This window comes from Enterobacter cloacae complex sp. 418I7 (genome assembly GCF_050030705.1).
Taxonomy (GTDB): Bacteria; Pseudomonadota; Gammaproteobacteria; order Enterobacterales; family Enterobacteriaceae; genus Enterobacter; species Enterobacter intestinihominis.
This window is the reverse complement of the sequence record NZ_JBLGUU010000001.1, coordinates 4009984-4029835: the sequence shown is the minus strand read 5'-3', so window position 1 is coordinate 4029835 and position 19852 is coordinate 4009984. Positions and strand designations below refer to the sequence as shown.

Here is a 19852-nt window from a genome sequence, read left to right as displayed (position 1 = left end):
TTGCGAGGGTAACGGGTATTCAACGATACAGGACAGCGGTACCGGAAAGTTTATTCATACCGGTGGCACTGGTGATGCGGTAGTGTGTGGCCCCGGCATCAGCGGCTTTCATATCCAGTGAGGCCACCAGGTCATCCAGGGTGGTGAAGCCACCGGAAGAGACCACCCCAATTTTTTGCAGCGATGCTGCTTCGCTGCGGGAAACCATTTGCGGGCTGGCGGCATAGCTCAGTGCGCTGGCGGACAGGGCGATGATGGCAAGGGTGGTTTTGATGATGTTTTTCATGATGACGCTCCTGATGTTCTGTTGTGTGTTTTTGTTTGTGTGTCGTGTTGTTAAAATCAAATCTACCAACCAGTAGATAGGTTGGCAAGTGTTAATTGGGGTCGTCTCAGAAAACGGAATCTATGGTCACTCCCGTTTTTGCAACACCGATTTTGACGACAAGTTGGCTTGCTTGAATCTATCCGGCGTCTGAATGGGATTTTATTCCCGCGCCTCGATGAGTTCCGCGCCTGATGAACCTCCAGAAAATATACGGCTTCAATGAGCCTTTCCGTTTTACAGGTTCCTCAACAGGCCGGTGGGCCGTTAGTATCATCAATATCAGTATTCGCAAAACCAGATGAATGATTGTTTAAACTGGTGTATTTCTGCCTTTATGCTTCGTAAGTTTGCTGTCGCGCCGTCAGTGCCCAGGCTATTCTGGCCAGCTTGTTTGCCAGAGCACAGGTGACGACAAAGTTGCTTTTCCGACACAACAACTCCCTGACCCAGTCGGCCAACTTGCCAGACTGGTGTTCCAGTTTTTGTATGAATACCCTGGCACACTGAACCAACAAAGTTCGGATCTTTTTGTTGCCCCGCTTGCTAATCCCTAACAATGTCGTCCGACCTCCCGTGCTGTACTGTCGGGGTACCAGCCCTGTTGCCGCCGCAAAGTCACGGCTGCTGGCGTACTGCTTCCCGTCGCCAATCTCAGTTGAAATAGTACTGGCAGTCAGCGTTCCAACGCAGGGAATACTCAGCAAGCGCTGTCCAACCTCATCTTCGTCCAACTTTCGTTTCAACTGAGATTCCAGATCTTTAATCTGCTCAACAAGATAGTGATAATGCTGTTGTAATTTCAGCAGTAACTGGCTGAGATAAAGAGGCAAACTACTGTCCTCAAGAAGGGTACTCAGTCGACTAATAACGGCAGCACCTCGCGGAACGCTGATACCAAATTCCAGCAGAAAAGCATGCATCTGATTAGTTGTTTTCACCTTATCCTGAACCAGGGATTCACGGACACGATGCAGAGCTCGCATTGCCTGCTGAGATTCGGTTCTGGGCTGCACGAAACGCATAGATGGACGTGATGCTGCTTCACAGATAGCTTCAGCATCAACGAAGTCATTTTTGTTGCTTTTAACGAATGGGCGGACAAATTGCGGTGATATCAGCTTTGGAAAATGCCCTAACTCTGCCAGCTTGCGTGCCATAAAGTGAGAACCGCCACAGGCTTCCATCGCGATGGTTGTTGCCGGGCATGTCGCCAGAAATTCGATTAGCTTTGGTCGGGTGAATTTTTTACGGTAAACGGCCTTCCCACGATGATCCTGACAATGAATATGGAAAGAGTTCTTACCCAGATCGATACCAATAAGCGCAATGTTTTCCATGATGGTTCTCCGAATGAAAGCCTGTCCTCAGCATAGTACTGGGAAGGAGGGAGTGACCATCTCATTAATTATCCCACGCTAAGACTGTTTTTTGTACAAAGCGGTATCGACTGTACGTAATGAGCGGTATTTTCCGGATCCCAGCTTAAGATTATTACGCCAGACGTAATCTCCACTCAGATTGATATGTTCCCAGCCCAGGGGAGAAAGATGAGAGACCAGTTGCTCATTTATCGGGATACCCTTTCGTTTTAGTGACTCAATAGCTCTTTCTATATATACCGTGTTCCACAACGTGATCGCTGCTGTCAGTAATGTCAGCCCGCTGGCGCGATAACTCTGATTCTCCAGCCCACGATCCCTTATTTCACCCAGACGGTGCAAAAAGACCGCTCGCGCAAGGGCATTACGGGCCTCACCCTTATTCAGCCCCGCCTGCACGCGTCGGCGCAGACCGGGATCACGGAACCAGTCCAGCATAAATAGTGTCCGTTCGATGCGGCCAATCTCTCTCAGCGCTTTGGCAAGTCCATTCTGTTTTGGGTAACTGGCTAACTTTTTCATCATCAGTGATGCGGTGACTGTCCCCTGCTTAATCGAGGTTGCCAGGCGCAATACCTCATCCCAGTGCGACTCAATGTCTTTGATATTTAGGCAGGTTGTTGATATGACAGACTGAAGCCCCGGATAGCGCTCGGCCTTTCCATGAATAAACAGCCGCTTGTCATGAAGATCACGGATCCTTGGCGCAAAAGCGAATCCCAGCAGGTGCATCAGGGCGAAAACATGTTCAGTGAAGCCTGCGGTATCGGTGTAATGCTCGGTAATTTCCAGATCGCTTTCATGGTACAGCAGGCCATCAAGCACGTGGGTTGAGTCGCGCACCCGGCTGATCACTTTGGCGTAGAACGGGCTGTATTGGTCTGAGATATGCGTATAAATCTGCACGCCCGGCTCCTGACCATATTTAAGATTGACCTGACCGGCATAACGTCCGTGACTGCCTACCCGAAAGTTCTGCCCGTCTGACGACGATGTTGTCCCGTCGCCCCAGAATGCGGCCAGAGGCCGCTCTTTCTGTGCGTTGACCAGCTCGGCCAGTGCCGCTGAATAAGTTTCATCCCTGATGTACCATGCCTGAATACCTTCGAGTGACGATCTTGTGGCCCCAGGGCAGGATTCCGCCATTTTTGTCAGCCCAAGGTTGATGCCGTCAGCCAGAATGGTGGTCAGCAACAGTCTTCCGTCTTTTGGTCTGACGTTATTATTTTTGAGGTGCGCGAAGTGACGCGTAAATCCCGTCCAGCTATCAACTTCTTCCAGTATCTCCGTAATTTTCGGATGGGGAAGCATGCCATAGACCAAATCTGCAAAGGGCGAAACACCTGAAGGAACGCTGTTCTCCAGTGGAGTGATTTTTACGCCTTTATCTGAGATATCTACATCGGGCAAATCACCGGCAAGCGCCATCGCGTTAACTTCTTCCAGCCGAGATGCAAGAAGAGTCATACGGGCCTGAAGGTATGCCTGGCTATCGGTCTGAACGGCCAACTGTAACTGGTCATTATGTCGGGATTTCTCAAACTCAGCAGTCGGGATGAGATAATCATCAAAATTTTTGTAGCGGCGCGATCCTTTTACCCAGATATCACCGGAACGTAATGCACCCTTGAGTTCATTCAGTACGCAAAACTCGTAGTACTTGCGGTCGATGCCTGAAGGCGTGAGCACCAGTTTTCGCCAGCTTTCAGGGATAAACCCTGTTGGCGCTGATGGCGGCACTTTACGAAGTTGTTTACGGTACATTTCCGTTATGGTGTCCAGCGCATCGCTGAGCGCCTGCGCCGCAGGTGTCGCCATGAACTGCAATGCTGACAGCATACGCGGGGCATATTTACGCAACGTACTGTATTTTTCGGTGATCAGATGAAGCGCGTCGAAATTGCCCTTACGGGAAAGAAACCGCGTTTCTTCCACGCTGTTGATGAATTCCTGCCAGGGAAGGACATCTTCTATTGCAGTCCAGGGATCTTCCCCGGATTCTCTGGCGTTAAGTAACGCCTGCCCGACGGTAACGTACTGCTTCAGCTTGCTCTGAATAAGCTTTCCCGTTTGCTGGAGCCGTTCGGCCTGCGTGCGTTTTGCCCTGCTGAACAGACTACCCAGGATACGCTCGTGCAGATCAATCACTTCGTCAGTCAGGGTGGCCCTGGCCTCTGTTATTATACAAACCAGCGTAGCGTAACGTCTGACATCGGTGAATTTTGCCAGGTCCCTGCTGCTCATTTTCCGGCCCTCACGCGCCAGTTTAAGCAACCTGTTCTGGTGAACGGAAAGTGCAATACCATCAGGCAACCCCAGCGCAGCGATGGAATTAAGCCGGTCGATATGTTGCAGCACATTTTTACCGTTTATTTTACCCGGAGGCTGTAGCAGCCATGCCAGACGGGAAGGTTGTTCACCCTCTGATATGAGCAGGCTGTCGAGTGCTGATTTATGCTGCTTTTCCAGTTGCGCGGTAAGTGTCGAAAATACCGATCTGTTAGCGAGCGTGACGACTTCGGCAAGCGTCCGTTCGATCACTTCAACAGAAGGGAAAATAACATTATTGTTATGTAGCCAGCTGAGCATTTCTTCCGCCAGCATAAATCCTTTGTCAGTTCGCATGGCATAGGGGTGCAGATGACGGATACAGTCTTTTTGCATTGACCGGCTGAACGGGGATAGTTCCAGGTAGCGATAAAGTTCGGTCAGATGTTCCCAGCGGGTTTGCTCTCTGGATGCATATTCCGGCCATAAATCAGGCTGAAGTTTCAGTCGGGAAGCAACCCTGGATACAACGCCATTGTGAGGAGCACTGCTTTTGTCCGGAATAAATCCAGGTCCACGCAGATAACAGAGTAATACAGCAAAGCCCAGGCGATTCGCTGGCCTTCGGTGCTTATTAATGAGCGCAATATCCGGTTCGTTCAGAAAACACATTCGGGTCAGAATAATTTCATCATCTGGTATAACCAGTAAGCGTTCCTGCTCTTCGCTGCTCAGTATCTGTCGCCGTGGCATAAATGCCTCCCTCGCGTATAGTTTTCATCTGTTATTTGTTCGCTGTGACCGAAACCGGTCGGTTTCGTACACCACTTACAGCACATGTCCGAAACTTAGTGAAATTAATTTCGGACACACGTTATAATTCGGACATCCATTTCGTACGGAAAGTTTCCCATGTCACGTGTTTTTGCCTACTGCAGGGTCTCAACTCTGGAACAGACCACAGAAAACCAGCGTCGTGAAATTGAAGCGGCGGGTTTTGCCATCAGATCCCAACGACTTATTGAGGAGCATATCAGTGGCTCGGTTGCTGCCAGCGAACGCCCCGGATTTATCCGGTTGCTAGATCGCATGGAAAATGGGGATGTACTGATTGTCACCAAACTTGACCGTCTGGGTCGTAATGCGATGGATATCCGAAAAACAGTAGAGCAACTGGCGGCTTTAGATATTCGCGTTCATTGTCTCGCACTCGGAGGCGTTGACTTGACCAGTCCGGCCGGAAAAATGACTATGCAGGTAATTTCTGCTGTAGCGGAGTTTGAGCGGGATTTGCTGCTTGAGCGAACGTATTCAGGTATTGCGAGGGCAAAAGCGGCTGGAAAACGCTTCGGTCGCCCCCCCATCCTGAGCGAGGAACAAAAGCAAACAGTGACAGAGCGCCTAAATGCTGGCATCAGTATCAGTGCTATTGCCCGGGAATTTAATACCACCCGCCAGACTATCCTTCGGGTAAAGGCTGGATTGCTGCAAGAGTGAGCGGCTGGGAAGATTATAAAAAAATCAAATGGTTATTATGAAATAAAACAGCCTGCTGGGTTCTTTTCCCCCTATTTTTTATAAAAGAGTAGACAAAAGAGGTTCGCGACACTAATCTACCAACTAGATGATTGGTGCTGGTTACACCAGCTATACCTTTTATCAAGAAATTACAGGAGCCATTATGTCTACTACCGTTAAACCTTCTGCAGACGCAGCTGCGATCCACAATACCCGTGAAGCAGTTCGCAGCCAGCCTGGTCTGGGTAACCTGACTTTCCAGATGAAAGCCCGTTCCAGCGGCGGATTAACCGTTCGCACAGAGACCGGCGCCACAATCCAGAACGGCGTTATCGATACCAGCCGTGTGGGGAAATTTTCTAATATCGGTGATGAACCCGCAGGTTTACTCGGCACCGATACCGGCATGAGCCCGACTGAATACATCATGCAGGCGCTGGCTGGCTGTTATACCGCCACCCTTACCATGATGGCTGCTGAAAAAGGGATCGACCTGGACGGTATCGAGCTGGATCTTAATTTCGATATCAACCTCAACGGCTTCCTTGGGCTGGACAGCAACGTGCGTAAAGGTGCGAAATCTATTCGCGTCGATGTTCACCTTACGAGCAAGACCGCCAGTCGCGAGGAGTTAGAAGCGCTGGTCAGCGAAATGCAAAAGAATTCGCCAATCCACGATACTCTGGCTAATCCGGTTGAAATGATTACACGCCTGGCGTGATGTCAGAGATGTAATGCTGCCATTCAGAATGCAGGATGGCAGTGACGTTCAGCTCTGCACGATACTGAGTCAGTGATACAACTTGCTACGGAAAAATAGCAACAATATAATCTATCAACTAGTAGATTATATGGAGTAATTATGACAACCATGACACGGGAACGGCTGCTCAGCGAAGCAGAACACCTGATGCGCGAAAAAGGGTATTCAGTATTCAGCTATGCTGATTTATCAAAAATAGTGGGTATCACCAAGGCCAGTATTCATCACCATTTCCCGACCAAAGATATTCTGGGTGAGCAGGTGGTAATACAGGCGTTCTCTGATACACAACGCGTATTTGAGCAGATAGAGGCGACTGAGAAAAGCGCGGAGAGAAGAATTGCGGCTTACATCGATATCTTCGCGCAAAGCCATAAAGCTTCGCTACTGCCACTGTGTTGTGCGTTGTCAGCAGAGACCGCCAATCTGCCTCAGGCAATTACTGTACAGACATCACTTTATTTCGATATGCAAATCGAGTGGCTCACAAAAGTCGTCAGGGCGGGCATGGAGTCAGGTGAGTTTTCATCCCATGCCGAACCATCAGATATTGCTTTGATGATCATTAATGTCTGTGAAGGCTCAAGCGTAGTGGCGCATGCAACGGCCAGACCCGAAGTCTTCGCCAACAGCCTTAAGTATATAAAACTGCTTCTTAATACCCCTCATTCAGGAGAATGACACTATGCTGGACTGGAACAACTATCGCTCAGAGTTAATGCAACGTTTAGGCGAGTTGGGCAAACTGACCCCCGAGACCATGAAAGGCGTGGTTGCCCTGGGCAACGCAGGTAACAAAACTGACCTTTTGGGCGCAAAAGTGCGTGAACTCATTGCCCTGGCGTGCGCAGTCACAACCCACTGCGACGGCTGTATTGCTTTTCACGCCGACGCCGCTGTGAAAGCCGGTGCAACCGACGCTGAAATTGCTGAAGCGCTGGGCGTGGCGATTAACCTCAACGCTGGCGCGGCGGTCATTTATTCAGCCCGCACTCTGGATGCCGTCGGTCAGGCACGCGGTTAAGCATTAATAAATTCCACGTTAAAAGGGCATTACTGCCCTTTTTTTATGTCCGCAATAGCCTGAGCATATACCGATGCAGGTTTCACACCCGGTATGCGTTTAACTAATTGCCCTTCATGAAATATCAGCACAGACGGCAGCCCCCAGATCTCGTATTTGGTTGTCAGCACCGGCGCCTGATCTACATTGACTTTCCCCACCTGAATATCTCTATCGAGCCGGTCTGCAAACTGACTGAACATTTCTTCGCTGGCCTGACAGGGCGGACACCAGGGTGCAGAGAAACGTACCACCGATATTCCGTTGTACTGCTCTATCTGGCGGAAATTATCTTCGTTATAAGCTGTTAATGTACGCATGGTGATGACCTCGCAAAATGAGTGACAATTCAGAAATGGCTGCGTTATGACAAAAAAATACGACACAGCCATTGACCTACCTACTAGATGGTTGGTATATTGCCACCCATCAGATGTTTATGCAACTCCAGTGCGCGACGTCCAGTCGATGATACTGCCGGGCTGTGCAAATCCCTGCCGGGATACTCCTTTTTGTTTTTTGTGAGGTATACGATGAGTAAGCTTTTCACCCCCTACAATCTGTCTGGCCTGGCGTTAAAAAACCGTGTAGTCATGGCACCGATGACCCGCACCCGCACCATGAATGACGTGCCGGATGAGGTCGTGGCTTTGTACTATGCACAGCGTGCTTCTGCTGGCCTGCTCATCACCGAAGGGATGCCGGTTTCAGAAGAAGGCCGGGGTTACCTTTATACCCCTGGTATCTACAACGACGAACACGTCCAGGGCTGGCGTAAGGTGACACAAGCGGTTCACGCCAAAGGTGGCCGTATTTTCGCGCAGCTCTGGCACGTCGGCCGTATGTCTCACGTCTCTCTTCAGCCAGGCCACATAGCGCCGGTTTCAGCGGGCACCGTTCAGGCGGTCAATACCACCGTTTTTGCGCTGACCGAATCCGGAGAACCGGGCCCGGTTGTACCAAGCCAGCCACGCGCGCTGGAAACGCATGAAGTTAAACGCATCACTGCAGACTTCGTGCACTCCGCACGCCTGGCGATGGAAGCCGGCTTTGACGGCGTGGAAATCATGGCGGCAAACGGATTCATCTTTGACCAGTTCCTCAGTAGCGAACTGAACACCCGCACCGACGAATACGGCGGCTCGGTGGAAAATCGTCAGCGTTTCCTGCTGGAGACCATTGACGCCGTGGCGGAAGCCGTGGGTAACAGCCACGTTGCCGTGCGCCTGTCACCGTTCGGCCGCATTTATGACCTCGCGCCGTATGAAGGTGAAGAGCAAACCTGGTCAGCCATCACCGACGCGCTCGGTCAGCGGGAACTGGCCTACGTACACCTTTACTATCAGCCGGTGTACATCAAAGCGCCACTTCCGGAAGGCTTCCGCCGCCGTTTTCGCAACACGTTTAAAGGCACCATCATCGCTGCCGGCGGTTTTACCCGTGATATCGCAGAGCAGGCTCTGGAAGATGATGAGCTGGATCTGGTGGCATTTGGTGTGCCCTACATCGCTAACCCGGATCTGGTTGAAAGAATGCAAAACGGCTGGCCACTGGCAGAAAGTGACCGCGCCACCTACTACGGCGTCAGTGGTTCCCCGGAAAAAGGCTATACCGATTACCCGGTCTGGCAGGCGCAATAAATCCCATACGGTCGCGGTTCTCTGATAAGTGAGATCCGACCGCCCAACGTCTTTGAGGAATCATTATGCAAACGCTGAAACCCACCCTTACCATCGATATCTGGTCAGATTTGGTCTGCCCGTGGTGCTGGATTGCTAAAAAAAGATTTGAACAGGGTCTGAATCGCTTTGAATTTCGCGACCAGGTGGTGATCCGCCATCACAGCTACCGTCTGGCCGGTGGTACTCCCGCGATGCCTTTTAAGGATGCCATCGTTAAAAAGCTGGGCAGTCAGCATTCAGCGGAGCTGATGATGAATCAGGTGGGCACCGCCGGTAAATCTGAAGGTCTGATCTACAACTTCGACGGCATGATGTTTGGTGATACAGAAGATGCACACACCCTGCTGGTTGCCGCGCGTAAGGCCGGAATTGCGGACGCGGTGGAAGAACGTTTTTATCATGGCAGTATCACCGAAGGTCGCTCTCTCTTTGACCGTCAGCAGCTCGTTGCCATGGCCGTAGAAGCCGGTATGCCGAAAGCTGACGCTGAAGCCGCCCTGGAAAATGACGATTTTCGCGCCACCGTTTCCGACGATGAAGCCCACGCACAGTCTATTGGCCTCAGCGGCGTTCCGGTTTTTGTGATGAACGAAAAATATGCCATCAGCGGGGCTCAGGCAGCAGATAACTTTTTGAATGCCCTGCGTCAGGTCTGGGATGAACAGCAAACCGAATTTTCAGCCACTGCGGGTCAGACCTGCGGAACGGATGGCTGCAGTATTTAATCCGTCAACCGCCGGCAGTTTCACGCTGCCGGCAACGTCTTACCCACCAGTAATGGAGTCAGAAAATGAACACTTTTTTCAAAGGTAAAAAACTGCTCGTCGTCGGCGGTACCAGCGGCATGGGCCTGGCCGTGGCACGCATGGTACTGGAAGCGGGCGGCAGTGTCGTGCTGACCGGGAATAAAAAAGACAAAGCCGAAGCGGTGCAAAAAGAACTGAGCCCTCTGGGACCGGTTGCGGTCATCGCGGCGAACCTGATGACCGAAGAAGGTATGGAAACTATCCGTCAGGAAATTAATGCTCACCATCGCGATATCAGCCTGATGGTGAATGCCGCCGGTATCTTCATGCCCAAAGGATTTACCGAGCACAGCTTTGCCGATTATGACATGTATCTTTCGCTGAACCGAGCCACGTTCTTTATTACACAGGATGTCGTGAAGAACATGCTCGCCGCGAAGCTCGAAGGGTCTATCGTCAACGTCGGTTCGATTGGTGCTCAGGCTGCACTGGGTGACTCGCCGGCCTCGGCCTATTCAATGGCAAAAGCGGGTCTGCATGCCCTGACGCGTAATCTGGCGATTGAGCTGGCCAGCGCGGGTATTCGTGTCAACGCGGTGTCTCCCGGGATTGTTCATACGCCGATATACGAAGGCTTCATGGACAAAGCGGATATCGCAGATGCTATGAAGTCGCTGAACGATTTCCACCCGCTGGGACGCGTCGGAACTGCCGAAGATGTGGCAAACACTATTCTCTTCCTGTTGTCTGACAAAACCTCATGGGTGACGGGCGCTATCTGGGATGTCGATGCGGGCATCATGGCGGTCAGACGATAACCCCGTGACGCTGGCATAAGCCGCCCCTTAAGGGCGGCATTTTTTTGTCGCCAGACATGTCATCAGCAGGCTTCACTAAGAATATTCACGACCTGTTCATCCGTGCCTTTTGTGTTCCCGGCACAGGGTGTTATGCCGGGTTCTGACGACATCCTGACAGGACAAAACGGCCAGAGAGAAAGGGGTTATACACGATGAGGAGCCGGTATCCGCAGTACCTGTGAAATTCTTTTCATCCCTGCTGTCAGCATACTCCGTGGGCAGGCCAGATTTAACCGGATATATCCGTCCCCATTGTCGACAAACAGCAAGCCCCCTTCAAGAAGGACCCCTGACTCCCGGGCAAAATACAGCGATAAATCCTCACCTGCGGTGTCGGGCAGGTAGCGGCTAATATCTATCCAGGCCAGATATGTCCCTTCGGGGATCGAGAACCTGGTTTCGGGTAAATAGCTGTAACGGCTCGCAATCGAAATCCCCCGGGCTCGCAATCAGCGCAATTTTCGGCTCAGATTAAGTGACAATGAAAATCCTCCCGGGCTCACATTAAGTGACAATGAGCTCGCGTTTATCTTTTTCGGCTCGCATTCCATTTCCTTCGGCTCACAATAACTGCAAATGAAATTCGTCATATCGGGAGCCCCACCGCCAGCATCCTGTCCCGCAGTTCTGCTGTTCGAGCAGGGTCGAGCTGATGGTTGAACATGGCCCTGATTTCTGCCGGTTTGGCATCAAACTGCTCCACCATGTCTTTCAGTCGATAACCATGACGCGTTAATGTCGGCTCCAAATCGTCAAGCTGGCGGGAAAGTACCGATTCAACCAGGGCGGCGGTTATCGGCTTTTCTCCCGTCTGATAACCGGCCTCCAGGGCCAGCGTCAGATGTAGTTGAACCTGAAGTGGGGTACGTAGTTTCATCGCCAGCAGGTCGAGGGCGTCGGCGGTCAGAATGTCTTCCGGCTTGCCTTTCCCCATACTGGTTTTCAGTAGCCACTGAATATATTCCCGTTGGCTACCGGTGATCCCATCCAGCGTAAAGATATCCGTGCGATAACCGATCTCCTCCATAGTCGGGCGTCGCAGGTCATTGCGCAGTTTGGGGTGACCGGCCAGAACAACCGACAGCCGGCCGCCACCGTCCTCCACAACTTCCATCAGCCTTTTGAGTCCGATCAGTGTATGCCCGTTCAGGTCATGCGCTTCATCAACAAACAATGCCACTGGCCGCTTTCCTTTTTTGACCAGTTCCTGTAACTCACGCTCGCGTCGTTCGCCCTGTTTGGGGATCTGAACCTGTTTATCCTGCGTCAAATCGTAAAAGAGCGCGTTGATGAGCGTGGCCAGTTTAATATTGTGCTTTTCAATCGACAGGGAGCGAGCTACGGTAATTTTATTTTCCTCCCTGAGACGCTGCTGCAAACGCCGCAGAGTGACTGTCTTGCCGCTGCCAACCACACCACAAACGGCAATTAACCGGCCTTCGTGGATAGCACCGCGGATATCCTTGATAAGCTGCTTATGGTGAGCCGTCTCATAGTAACCGGCCTGATCGATTGGTTGCGCCAGTCCATAATGTTCCATTACCTCAACCCGCATGATCCTCTCCTGATTGGGTGTTGCGGAAATACTCCCTGACCCGGGCAAATACCTCACTGCGGATCAGCGTGTCTGTCAGTACTTGGTCGATAAACGCCTTGTCTTCATCCGATAATTTCGCCAGCGGTGTGGCCAGATCAGCCGCAATAGCCAGCTTCGCTGCCACCGGGGTAGGAAAACAGTATTCAAACGCTGTGGACTCGAAGGGTTGATGTGGCAACACCCGCGTGCTCTGAACGCTATCGGCCACCAGTTTGAGGTCACAACCGGACAGGGCGCTGATAGGTAAGTTCAGTTGCCGAGCCAATGACTGGATACGGTCTGCCCGCACCGCTGCTTTTCCGCGTTTGAATGCCCGATAGCGGTGCAGAGGTATCGGGCCGGAAACAGGAAAATAAGGCCCCCACTTTTCACCGTCAAACTCCACGAACATTTCGTCATCAAAGAGGCCCCACAGCAGGATAACAGTTTCACCCGCCATGTCGGGTTCGACTTCGTAAGCTGTCCCGTCAATCGTTATGCGGGCATCGATACCCACCTTGCGAGACTCCGGCTCCCGGGCAAAGCGACAGTACTGTTCCCAGGTGCACATGTCCTGCACTCCCTTTGGTGGCAAATGCATCAGCCAATCTTCCTCACGGGAATGCTTTTCGCTGCGATGTCGTTGTGCGTTATAGCGTATCAGGTAGTTCCAGAGCCATTCATTCGCCTGCTGTTCAGTCTCCGGCTTATGAAAATGATACAGCGTTTCGTGGGCTTCTTTGACGGAACGGAACGGGCGCTCAACCTTGCCTTTTGACCGGGCTGTGGTGCGGGTGCCATCCTTGCCTGCCGGCATATGTGTCTGCCAGTCAATCTGCAGCGCCTGCATCACATTCTGGAAGACATGGCTTTTCGCCACCGGGCCATTATCGAGGTACAGCATTTTCGGTCGCCCCTGGAGAGACATCTCCGGATGACTTTTAGGCGCCATGGCATTAAACAGAAAACGCAAGGCAGACTCCGCATCTTCGCCATACACACAGCGGTATTCCTGGTAATTAACCCCGCTGCGATCGTCCACCACGCTGAATAACATCAGGGTAGGTTGTCCACGGGCCGGATCAATCCACTCAGGACATTCGATATATTTGAGATCAGAGGGCGACATATCGAACTGCCAGCAGTCATTACTGCACTCAGCCTGGAACCGCGCTGCCGGTGGCTCCCGTAACAGACGTGAGTGATCGAGTCGGAACAGGGACAAATAGCGGTTAACCGTTGGCCTGCGCAACAACCCCTTTGGAAGTTTAACCAGCCCCTGAGTCGTTTCCACACCATGTTCTTCGAGCAACTGAATGGCACGCGTCGTGGACAGATGACGACCGGCTTTATTGGTGGTACGTAATTTCAATGCAGCGATCAGTTCACAATAATATTCGAGTTCGGACGGCGGCAGTATCCGGGGTTTCCCGTGATCACGCCGGTGTGCAATGTGAGGTTTCTGGAAGGCACGGAGTGTACGATAGACGGTGGTGACGGAAATGCAATAGAGTAGCGCCATCGCGGTGATCTGGGCCGCGCGTTCCGGACTTTTTGGTGGCAGACGGTCAAGCCGTTGTCGCAGTTGCAACAAAGAATCGGTTGGAATGGCCTTACGCCGGCTGCTCATCGCGGTCCAGCACACGATAGACCGAGGCTCGACCGATCCCCAGTTGGCGAGAAATCGCCGTTGCGCCCATTTTCTCTTCAACGTACAACCGACGGACCTCAACAGGATCGATGCGCGGTTTGCGCCCCTGATAAACCCCGCGGGCTTTTGCGGCAGCGATACCTTCCAACTGGCGTTCACGGCGCAGGTTGGTTTCAAACTCAGCGAAGACACCCAGCATATCCAGAAACGCCTTACCTGCTGCGGTGCGCGTATCCACAGGTTGTTCTGTTGCCTTGAGGGTAATGCCCTGCTGATTCAGGGCATACACGATATCCTGCAAATCTTTAATGCTACGGGCCAGGCGATCGACTCGCGTGACAATCAGCGTGTCTCCCTTACGCAGAAAATCCAGCAACAGTTGCAGCTCAGTTCGTCCATCGCGGCTGGTCCCGCTCGCTTTTTCTGAACGGATGATTTCGCAGCCAGCGGCGCGAAGCGTCTGTATTTGCAAATCCAGATCCTGGTCGTTGGTTGAAACCCGGGCATAACCGTAAAAAGCCATTGTTATGAAAAATGTCTCGTTAGACTCTAGATGAGGAAAACGTAACATGCAGATGAGACAAAAACAATCCAAATGAGACAGAAAAACTGTCTCACCAAACTGTATGCTTTGGGTGCACCCATAAAATACGATTTTACTCCATGAGATTTGCTGACTGAATTGCAGTACGCCAGACGACCCCATATGGGTAAATGGATATTCCAGTTTATCTATTTTGACAGAGTCTTAAGGTCCGATAGCCTTAATTGCGAGCGTATCCGGTGATCATTGCGCCAGTCACACAGAGAGCGTCATGATCTGTTTGCGAAAATAACTCCAGTAACCCGTGTTTTACCCCACTACCTGTATTGGGCTGAACCAATAAATTGCTCGAATTTTTCGCACCAGATTTGCACAGTGGTGTATTCATCAATATTGACACCATTTGGCAGGTTCTTTTTGAAGTTGCCGTAGTTTTTCAAATCACCTATATATAATGATTCTTCTTTTATTTTTAAAAATGAATTACGATCATCAGCCTGGGTTTTGGTCAGATAGATCTTGTAATCCGGACCTGGAGCAATGCTACCTTCAAATGCGATTTCTTGATCGGAGACATACAGCTTTCCATCAACCCAATGAACAGCATTACTCCCTTTTTGGTTTTTAAAAAATGCCCCCGTGTAGCGGGCATTATTTTTAACTTCCTTAATTTCATCAGCACTGGAGTTTTTCTCAGCGGTGAGGATAGGCAGTACATAGATACCGACACCGAAACCCACGCCAAATAAAGCCAGGTGCGAAGCAAAAAACAGCGCTTTAATGTTTGTTTTCATAATATTTTCCTTTGCGTATGTAAAAAGCCATAAGGGTTCTGTAGCCACACATCCCTTATGTAACAGATTAACTTGTCAAATTTATGTTGCAGCTAAGCGCCTGCATTGTCGTATAGCGTTGCAGTGGCATATCCATGGGCATTGGTATTTAAATAAGTGATGCGGAAATAATCGGCGCCTGATTTTTCTGCTTTTGCTGCAAGCTTGCTAGTCAACTCATCAATCGTGCCACCTGAAACACTGATGCTCCCAAGGCGAAGCAATTCGCACTGGTGAGAATTGTTGATTTCGGTTGATGCCTGTGCCAGCACGGGCAGGATGCTCAGACTCAATATTGCAGCAATAATGAACTTTCTCATACGCCTATCCCGTTCGTATTTTGTAGTGATCAATAAAAAATATAAGGTAAATATTTCAGTGATGCAATTGTTTTTTAGCGATAACTATAAAACATGATACTATGAACATAATGATTAAGTTAAAAGATAAGGCTATCTCCATGATTGAAAAGAAAAAAACTGGCAGGCCAAAACTCATCTCATCAGATAAGCTGGCGGAGGCGTTATTTCAGGTTTTTGCGCAAAAGGGATATGCCTCAACCTCGATAGCAGACCTGACCCATGTAACCGGAATGAAACCTCCATCGCTGTATCTGGCCTTCGGTAACAAAGAGGGGATGTATGCGGCGGCGCTTATGTATTACCGCCAGCACTGGTTGGGGGGGCTGGAACAGTGTCTGCAGGATCAAACACAAACTTTCGAACAACGGATGCGTCATTTTCTTCATGACGCCTTTACGTTGTTCAGTTGTGACGGTAAACCGTTGGGGTGCGCCATGACCTTTTCCGCACTGGCTTTCCAGATTGATGAAGGAGGCCTTGCCGCACAATTACGCGATGAAAGGCAGGCATTTACCCAGTGGCTGGAAAACGAAGCGCGAGAGGCGCAGCAATGTGGAGAGCTGCCTGCTTACCTTGCTCCTGAAGCGTTTGCCTGTTTTATTATCACACTGGAAAAAGGGTTGGCGTTGACGGCGCTGGAGCGTCCGAAATCTGAGGTGGTGAAAGAGATGATTGAAAGGGTCTTGACAGCCCTGTTTCGCCAGCATAAGAAGCAATAAATTATCTACTGGTGACGCAATGGGAGAATTTTCATTTGCATTTATTGTGAGCCCGAGGCAATGAATGGCGAGCCGGAAAAGATAAACGCGAGCTCATTATCACTTAATGTGAGCCTGTGAGGATTTTCATTGTCACTTAATCTGAGCCGAAAATTGCGCTGATTGCGAGCCCGAAGGATTTCGATTGCGAGCCGTTACAAATAGCTTTTGAGATAGTCGTGCAGGTACTGGAAATTGCCGTCAATATATTCCCTCAGATGGACAAGCCAGTCATCACATTCACTCCACGCCGCTTTGTTTGCTGCCAGGCTCAGTGGAGAGATGAACTCGTCGTGTCTGAGACGCCACTCGCTTCTGACACCGGGATCCGGAATAATGATATTTGCCAACAAATTCCCGGCCAGATTGAATGTTTTACTCGAGGACATGCAGGTAATAATGCGTGTAGAATCAGGGAAAAGAGAGGCGGCCGGTGTATGACCGATACCGCTTCGGGACAGGTCGCAGTGAATTTCGTCAGATATCACCCAGATGTCATTGGCCAGGCAAATTTCAATAATCCGCTTAAGTTCATCAGGCCGCCAGACTCGTCCGGTCGGGTTATGCGGATTACACAGGAAAAGAATTTTCACACGTAAATCGGCCTGACTGGCTTTGCGTGCAAAGTCTTCCCAGTCAGGTTCCCAGCCGCCTGCTGATTTTTTTAACGCCGAGTACACCACGCGACGCTGACTGTATTCACCCGCCTTTTTAAACGGGCCATATGAAGGCGTCATAATAAGAATACTGTCATCCATGTCGGTCAGAAGCGGGACGAGACGGTTCAGCGCGGGAATAATGCCCGGAGACAGCACAATGTCTTCCGTTTTGAAACGGTGACCATATTGTCGCTCACACCAGCTGCCAAAGATCTCATAGTATTCTTCGTCGTAGATTTTAGTGTAGCCGAGTATTTTTCTATCCAGACGGTCTCTGATGGCCTGAAGAATCGGCTCTGGTGTGGCAAAAGCCATGTCAGCAACCCAGAGGTTGATTAGCCCTTCTGCCGGATACCGCATTGCAAATTCGGACTGTCCCGAAAACAGGTATTCCCGCCAGCCGTCCACGGTGAGACTGTCTGTTTTCTCTCTGCTTACGTACTCATCAAAATCATATTTCATTTCATAAACCTGCCTTAGGTGTAGTCAGAAACGTCGACCTCAGTATTACTGTCAGTCTGATGCCGGAGCGGGAAAACTGGCTCGTGTGATTAACATAAGAGAATCATCACAACTGCATGAATTAATTGCGTTATTAAGGTTCTCTCGCCTTTGTCATCGACTGACGGGGGGATTTCTCGCGTGTCACCATCACAATGCCAGTCAGCACCGCCAGGGCAGAAAATATCGTTCTGACCGTCAGTGATTCATCCAGGAATACCACACCCCCTAGCATTGCCAGACAGGGAACGCTGAGCTGAAGGGTACTGGCGGTGATAGAGCCGAGAGAGGGTAAAAGGGTATACCACAATACATATGCACCGGCTGAGGCGGCGGCACCGGACAGCAATGACAAAGCAATGCCCGCAGCATCATAGTGACCCTGCTTCATAAACAGCAACGAAAGAGCGAGAGCCATCGGCGTGGCGAGTACAAAATTTGCCGCCGTTGAAGCCCCGGCCGCCTGGCCCGCCCTCCCCCTGACGGAATAGGCGGCCCAGGCTAATCCGGCAACGATCATCATAAGTGCACTGTAAAGCGGCGGTGCCTTCGCCCCGGGTAACAGCAGGGCAGCAATTCCTGCCAGAGCAATAACTAAACCGCAAGCCCGCATAACGGAGAGTGATTCCCCTTTAAATAATCCGTGGATCACCATCGCAAACTGTACGGCACCAAAAAGTAACAGCGCACCTGCCCCGGTATCGAGATGGATATAGGCGACAGAGAAGAGCACTGCGTACACCATGAGGTAAAATCCGCTCAGCGGACGCCACAGCGATAATGTAGTTTTTGCGTGATAAAACAAGAAAGGTGACAGGACGAGTGCACCACTGGCCAGCCTGAGGCTGCTGAATGAAAGGGGATCAATGTGGCCTCCCTGCAGGGCCAGACGGCACAGAATAGAGTTTGCAGCAAACGCCAGCATTGCCAGGGATATTTTAAGAATGAGCGCGCAATTGGCCATTCAGTGAGACCTCATAAAATTCTTGTAAACTACCATCTAGTTGGTAGCATAGCGTAAGTGATCACCGAACAGGAAGCAATAATCAGCTTTCAAACTGGAAGGTGAGGACAGGCATTCGGAATGAATTCTGTTTCACATCCCCAGTAGAGGAAGGAAAACGCGTAATGCCAGATGCAGAGCAGAAGATTATTTTTCCCTGCGATCAAACATATGAAATCAGTTTAAGACCTGGAATATCCTATGAAAAAACTAAAATTTACGTTCAAAAATGCGGCTGGTGAAGAACTGGCCGGATTGCTTGAACTTCCTGAAAATCCTAAAGCGTTTGCGCTGTTAGCTCATTGTTTTACGTGTGGCAAAGACCTCAAAGGCGCGGCGCGTATTGCGCGGAAACTGACAGAGAATGCTATCGCCGTTCTCCGGTTTGATTTTACTGGTCTGGGAAACAGCGAAGGGGATTTTTCCAACACCAACTTCTCATCCAATATTTCGGACCTGCTTTGCGCGGTAGATTATCTCCGCCGACAGTACGAAGCGCCTTCTTTGCTCATCGGCCATAGCCTGGGGGGATCGGCCATTCTGTCTATTGCCGGCGAAGTTCCTGAGGCAAAGGCCGTTGTCACCATAGGATCACCCGGAGAACTGACACACGTAAAACGTCTTTTTAAGGATGATGTTGAAAACATTAACCAGCATGGAGCCTATCCCGTTGAGCTGGCCGGGCGGGTATTTACCTTAAAGAAACAGATGCTGGACAATATTCAGGAACACAAAATCGCTCATAAGGTGTTCGCCATGAACAAGCCTCTGCTTATTTTTCATGCGACTGAAGATGATACTGTGTTAATTGAGCAGGCCGAAAAAATATTCAAAGCAGCAAAGCATCCCAAGAGTTTCATTTCGTTGGGTAAGGCGGATCACCTTCTGACTCATGCTCAGGATGCTGAATACGTTGCCGATATCATTATATCGTGGAGCGAATGTTACCTATAAACAGAGTAAATGCGTTCAAACTCGTAGCGCAGAGGGCGATTTTCTGCAGAGATCGGACGCTGTTTATGCTGGACTGATTTTGCGATAAAGGCTTAGGCCGATGCATACAGGCGGGGCTGAATAAGGGTGAGGCCCTTGGGCGAGCATCCTTCATGCACCGGCTGAATGAAATCAGGGATCTGGGGGTGGGAGGATCAGCGTTACCACGCCACCGGCGCTGACACTACATACGGCGGCGATAACACTCTGGAATACGGTTTATATAGAAAGAACCATTGAGCCGCTTAAGCAAAAAGGAGTCCCTGTTAATGAACTGCTGGTCTCTCATCCTTCTCCACTGCTGTACAAAATATAGTCTTAGCGTGGGATAATTAATGAGATGGTCACTCCCTCCTTCCCGGTAC

20 protein-coding genes and 1 pseudogene are annotated in these 19852 nt (G+C 50.6%); 10 read left to right on the top strand and 11 right to left on the bottom strand.

Annotated elements, in window-relative coordinates:
• Positions 1–19: 19 nt before the first annotated feature.
• The 3 genes from ACQG0S_RS19365 to ACQG0S_RS19355 all read right to left on the bottom strand — a co-directional run bounded on the left by ACQG0S_RS19365 (position 20) and on the right by ACQG0S_RS19355 (position 4728).
• On the bottom strand, positions 20–286 hold the full coding sequence (locus ACQG0S_RS19365) for a YdgH/BhsA/McbA-like domain containing protein (protein ID WP_001567383.1): 267 nt from the start codon (positions 284–286) through the stop codon (positions 20–22).
• Between the two features lie 374 nt (positions 287–660).
• Positions 661–1665, bottom strand: a complete 1005-nt coding sequence (locus tag ACQG0S_RS19360) for an IS110-like element IS5075 family transposase (protein WP_000427614.1) — start codon at positions 1663–1665, stop codon at positions 661–663.
• 78 nt (positions 1666–1743) lie between these two features.
• Positions 1744–4728, bottom strand: coding sequence for a Tn3 family transposase (locus ACQG0S_RS19355; RefSeq protein WP_021242989.1), 2985 nt, complete (start codon positions 4726–4728; stop codon positions 1744–1746).
• 159 nt (positions 4729–4887) lie between these two features.
• Here ACQG0S_RS19355 and ACQG0S_RS19350 point away from each other — a divergent pair, with 159 nt between their 5' ends.
• From ACQG0S_RS19350 to ACQG0S_RS19335, 4 genes are all read left to right on the top strand, one after another.
• Entirely contained in the window at positions 4888–5472 is a 585-nt protein-coding gene (locus tag ACQG0S_RS19350; protein ID WP_012695450.1) for a recombinase family protein, read from the top strand.
• Positions 5473–5656: 184 nt separating this feature from the next.
• Positions 5657–6214 (top strand): OsmC family protein, encoded by a 558-nt coding sequence (locus ACQG0S_RS19345; RefSeq protein ID WP_000108589.1) that lies wholly within the window; start codon positions 5657–5659, stop codon positions 6212–6214.
• A gap of 141 nt (positions 6215–6355) precedes the next feature.
• The gene (locus ACQG0S_RS19340) at positions 6356–6937 is read left to right on the top strand and encodes a TetR/AcrR family transcriptional regulator (protein WP_020277920.1); all 582 of its coding nucleotides are present in this window, start codon (positions 6356–6358) and stop codon (positions 6935–6937) included.
• 4 nt (positions 6938–6941) lie between these two features.
• Positions 6942–7280 (top strand): carboxymuconolactone decarboxylase family protein, encoded by a 339-nt coding sequence (locus ACQG0S_RS19335; RefSeq protein WP_021242988.1) that lies wholly within the window; start codon positions 6942–6944, stop codon positions 7278–7280.
• A 29-nt stretch (positions 7281–7309) separates the two neighbouring features.
• Here the strand turns inward: ACQG0S_RS19335 and ACQG0S_RS19330 are convergent, their stop codons facing one another.
• Positions 7310–7639, bottom strand: coding sequence for a thioredoxin family protein (locus ACQG0S_RS19330; protein WP_021242987.1), 330 nt, complete (start codon positions 7637–7639; stop codon positions 7310–7312).
• A gap of 213 nt (positions 7640–7852) precedes the next feature.
• On the opposite strand from ACQG0S_RS19330, the gene ACQG0S_RS19325 reads away from it, so the two are divergent.
• The 3 genes from ACQG0S_RS19325 (at position 7853) to ACQG0S_RS19315 (ending at position 10565) form a co-directional block, all read left to right on the top strand.
• Positions 7853–8959 carry an alkene reductase gene (locus ACQG0S_RS19325; RefSeq protein WP_021242986.1) on the top strand — a complete coding sequence of 369 codons (1107 nt, stop codon included), beginning with the start codon at positions 7853–7855 and terminating at the stop codon, positions 8957–8959.
• Between the two features lie 65 nt (positions 8960–9024).
• Positions 9025–9726, top strand: coding sequence for a DsbA family oxidoreductase (locus ACQG0S_RS19320; RefSeq protein ID WP_001194072.1), 702 nt, complete (start codon positions 9025–9027; stop codon positions 9724–9726).
• A gap of 65 nt (positions 9727–9791) precedes the next feature.
• Positions 9792–10565, top strand: coding sequence for an SDR family NAD(P)-dependent oxidoreductase (locus ACQG0S_RS19315; RefSeq protein ID WP_004729618.1), 774 nt, complete (start codon positions 9792–9794; stop codon positions 10563–10565).
• A 628-nt stretch (positions 10566–11193) separates the two neighbouring features.
• Here the strand turns inward: ACQG0S_RS19315 and ACQG0S_RS19310 are convergent.
• From ACQG0S_RS19310 to ACQG0S_RS19290, 5 genes are all read right to left on the bottom strand, one after another.
• The gene (locus tag ACQG0S_RS19310) at positions 11194–12219 is read right to left on the bottom strand and encodes an ExeA family protein (RefSeq protein WP_370375586.1); all 1026 of its coding nucleotides are present in this window, start codon (positions 12217–12219) and stop codon (positions 11194–11196) included.
• The gene (locus tag ACQG0S_RS19305) at positions 12152–13813 is read right to left on the bottom strand and encodes an IS481 family transposase (RefSeq protein ID WP_033488203.1); all 1662 of its coding nucleotides are present in this window, start codon (positions 13811–13813) and stop codon (positions 12152–12154) included. Before ACQG0S_RS19305 ends, ACQG0S_RS19310 begins: the two co-directional genes overlap by 68 nt.
• Entirely contained in the window at positions 13797–14357 is a 561-nt protein-coding gene (locus tag ACQG0S_RS19300; protein WP_021242984.1) for a recombinase family protein, read from the bottom strand. Before ACQG0S_RS19300 ends, ACQG0S_RS19305 begins: the two co-directional genes overlap by 17 nt.
• 338 nt (positions 14358–14695) lie before the next feature.
• Positions 14696–15172, bottom strand: a complete 477-nt coding sequence (locus ACQG0S_RS19295; RefSeq protein WP_001567386.1) for a DM13 domain-containing protein — start codon at positions 15170–15172, stop codon at positions 14696–14698.
• A gap of 92 nt (positions 15173–15264) precedes the next feature.
• Positions 15265–15531 carry a DUF1471 domain-containing protein gene (locus ACQG0S_RS19290; protein WP_021242983.1) on the bottom strand — a complete coding sequence of 89 codons (267 nt, stop codon included), beginning with the start codon at positions 15529–15531 and terminating at the stop codon, positions 15265–15267.
• 110 nt (positions 15532–15641) lie between these two features.
• Between ACQG0S_RS19290 and ACQG0S_RS19285 the strand changes: the two genes are divergently transcribed.
• Positions 15642–16292 (top strand): TetR/AcrR family transcriptional regulator, encoded by a 651-nt coding sequence (locus ACQG0S_RS19285; RefSeq protein WP_223168447.1) that lies wholly within the window; start codon positions 15642–15644, stop codon positions 16290–16292.
• Between the two features lie 194 nt (positions 16293–16486).
• Here the strand turns inward: ACQG0S_RS19285 and ACQG0S_RS19280 are convergent, their stop codons facing one another.
• Together ACQG0S_RS19280 and ACQG0S_RS19275 are read right to left on the bottom strand one after the other, a co-directional pair.
• Positions 16487–17452, bottom strand: a complete 966-nt coding sequence (locus ACQG0S_RS19280; RefSeq protein WP_021242982.1) for a MalY/PatB family protein — start codon at positions 17450–17452, stop codon at positions 16487–16489.
• Positions 17453–17585: 133 nt separating this feature from the next.
• Positions 17586–18455: a DMT family transporter gene (locus ACQG0S_RS19275; RefSeq protein ID WP_001567390.1), complete on the bottom strand. Its 870-nt coding sequence runs from the start codon at positions 18453–18455 to the stop codon at positions 17586–17588.
• 240 nt (positions 18456–18695) lie between these two features.
• Here ACQG0S_RS19275 and ACQG0S_RS19270 point away from each other — a divergent pair, with 240 nt between their 5' ends.
• Positions 18696–19448, top strand: a complete 753-nt coding sequence (locus ACQG0S_RS19270; RefSeq protein ID WP_004729622.1) for an alpha/beta hydrolase family protein — start codon at positions 18696–18698, stop codon at positions 19446–19448.
• Between the two features lie 26 nt (positions 19449–19474).
• Positions 19475–19788 (top strand): annotated as a pseudogene (locus ACQG0S_RS19265) (Tn3 family transposase); the annotation flags it as partial.
• Between the last annotated feature and the right edge of the window lie 64 nt (positions 19789–19852).

Coding starts and splice junctions, on each gene's coding strand:
- ACQG0S_RS19365 (WP_001567383.1), bottom strand. CDS start 286: ATGAAAAACATCATCAAAACCACCCTTGCCATCATCGCCCTGTCCGCC.
- ACQG0S_RS19360 (WP_000427614.1), bottom strand. CDS start 1,665: ATGGAAAACATTGCGCTTATTGGTATCGATCTGGGTAAGAACTCTTTC.
- ACQG0S_RS19355 (WP_021242989.1), bottom strand. CDS start 4,728: ATGCCACGGCGACAGATACTGAGCAGCGAAGAGCAGGAACGCTTACTG.
- ACQG0S_RS19350 (WP_012695450.1), top strand. CDS start 4,888: ATGTCACGTGTTTTTGCCTACTGCAGGGTCTCAACTCTGGAACAGACC.
- ACQG0S_RS19345 (WP_000108589.1), top strand. CDS start 5,657: ATGTCTACTACCGTTAAACCTTCTGCAGACGCAGCTGCGATCCACAAT.
- ACQG0S_RS19340 (WP_020277920.1), top strand. CDS start 6,356: ATGACAACCATGACACGGGAACGGCTGCTCAGCGAAGCAGAACACCTG.
- ACQG0S_RS19335 (WP_021242988.1), top strand. CDS start 6,942: ATGCTGGACTGGAACAACTATCGCTCAGAGTTAATGCAACGTTTAGGC.
- ACQG0S_RS19330 (WP_021242987.1), bottom strand. CDS start 7,639: ATGCGTACATTAACAGCTTATAACGAAGATAATTTCCGCCAGATAGAG.
- ACQG0S_RS19325 (WP_021242986.1), top strand. CDS start 7,853: ATGAGTAAGCTTTTCACCCCCTACAATCTGTCTGGCCTGGCGTTAAAA.
- ACQG0S_RS19320 (WP_001194072.1), top strand. CDS start 9,025: ATGCAAACGCTGAAACCCACCCTTACCATCGATATCTGGTCAGATTTG.
- ACQG0S_RS19315 (WP_004729618.1), top strand. CDS start 9,792: ATGAACACTTTTTTCAAAGGTAAAAAACTGCTCGTCGTCGGCGGTACC.
- ACQG0S_RS19305 (WP_033488203.1), bottom strand. CDS start 13,813: ATGAGCAGCCGGCGTAAGGCCATTCCAACCGATTCTTTGTTGCAACTG.
- ACQG0S_RS19300 (WP_021242984.1), bottom strand. CDS start 14,357: ATGGCTTTTTACGGTTATGCCCGGGTTTCAACCAACGACCAGGATCTG.
- ACQG0S_RS19295 (WP_001567386.1), bottom strand. CDS start 15,172: ATGAAAACAAACATTAAAGCGCTGTTTTTTGCTTCGCACCTGGCTTTA.
- ACQG0S_RS19290 (WP_021242983.1), bottom strand. CDS start 15,531: ATGAGAAAGTTCATTATTGCTGCAATATTGAGTCTGAGCATCCTGCCC.
- ACQG0S_RS19285 (WP_223168447.1), top strand. CDS start 15,642: ATGATTAAGTTAAAAGATAAGGCTATCTCCATGATTGAAAAGAAAAAA.
- ACQG0S_RS19280 (WP_021242982.1), bottom strand. CDS start 17,452: ATGAAATATGATTTTGATGAGTACGTAAGCAGAGAGAAAACAGACAGT.
- ACQG0S_RS19275 (WP_001567390.1), bottom strand. CDS start 18,455: ATGGCCAATTGCGCGCTCATTCTTAAAATATCCCTGGCAATGCTGGCG.
- ACQG0S_RS19270 (WP_004729622.1), top strand. CDS start 18,696: ATGAAAAAACTAAAATTTACGTTCAAAAATGCGGCTGGTGAAGAACTG.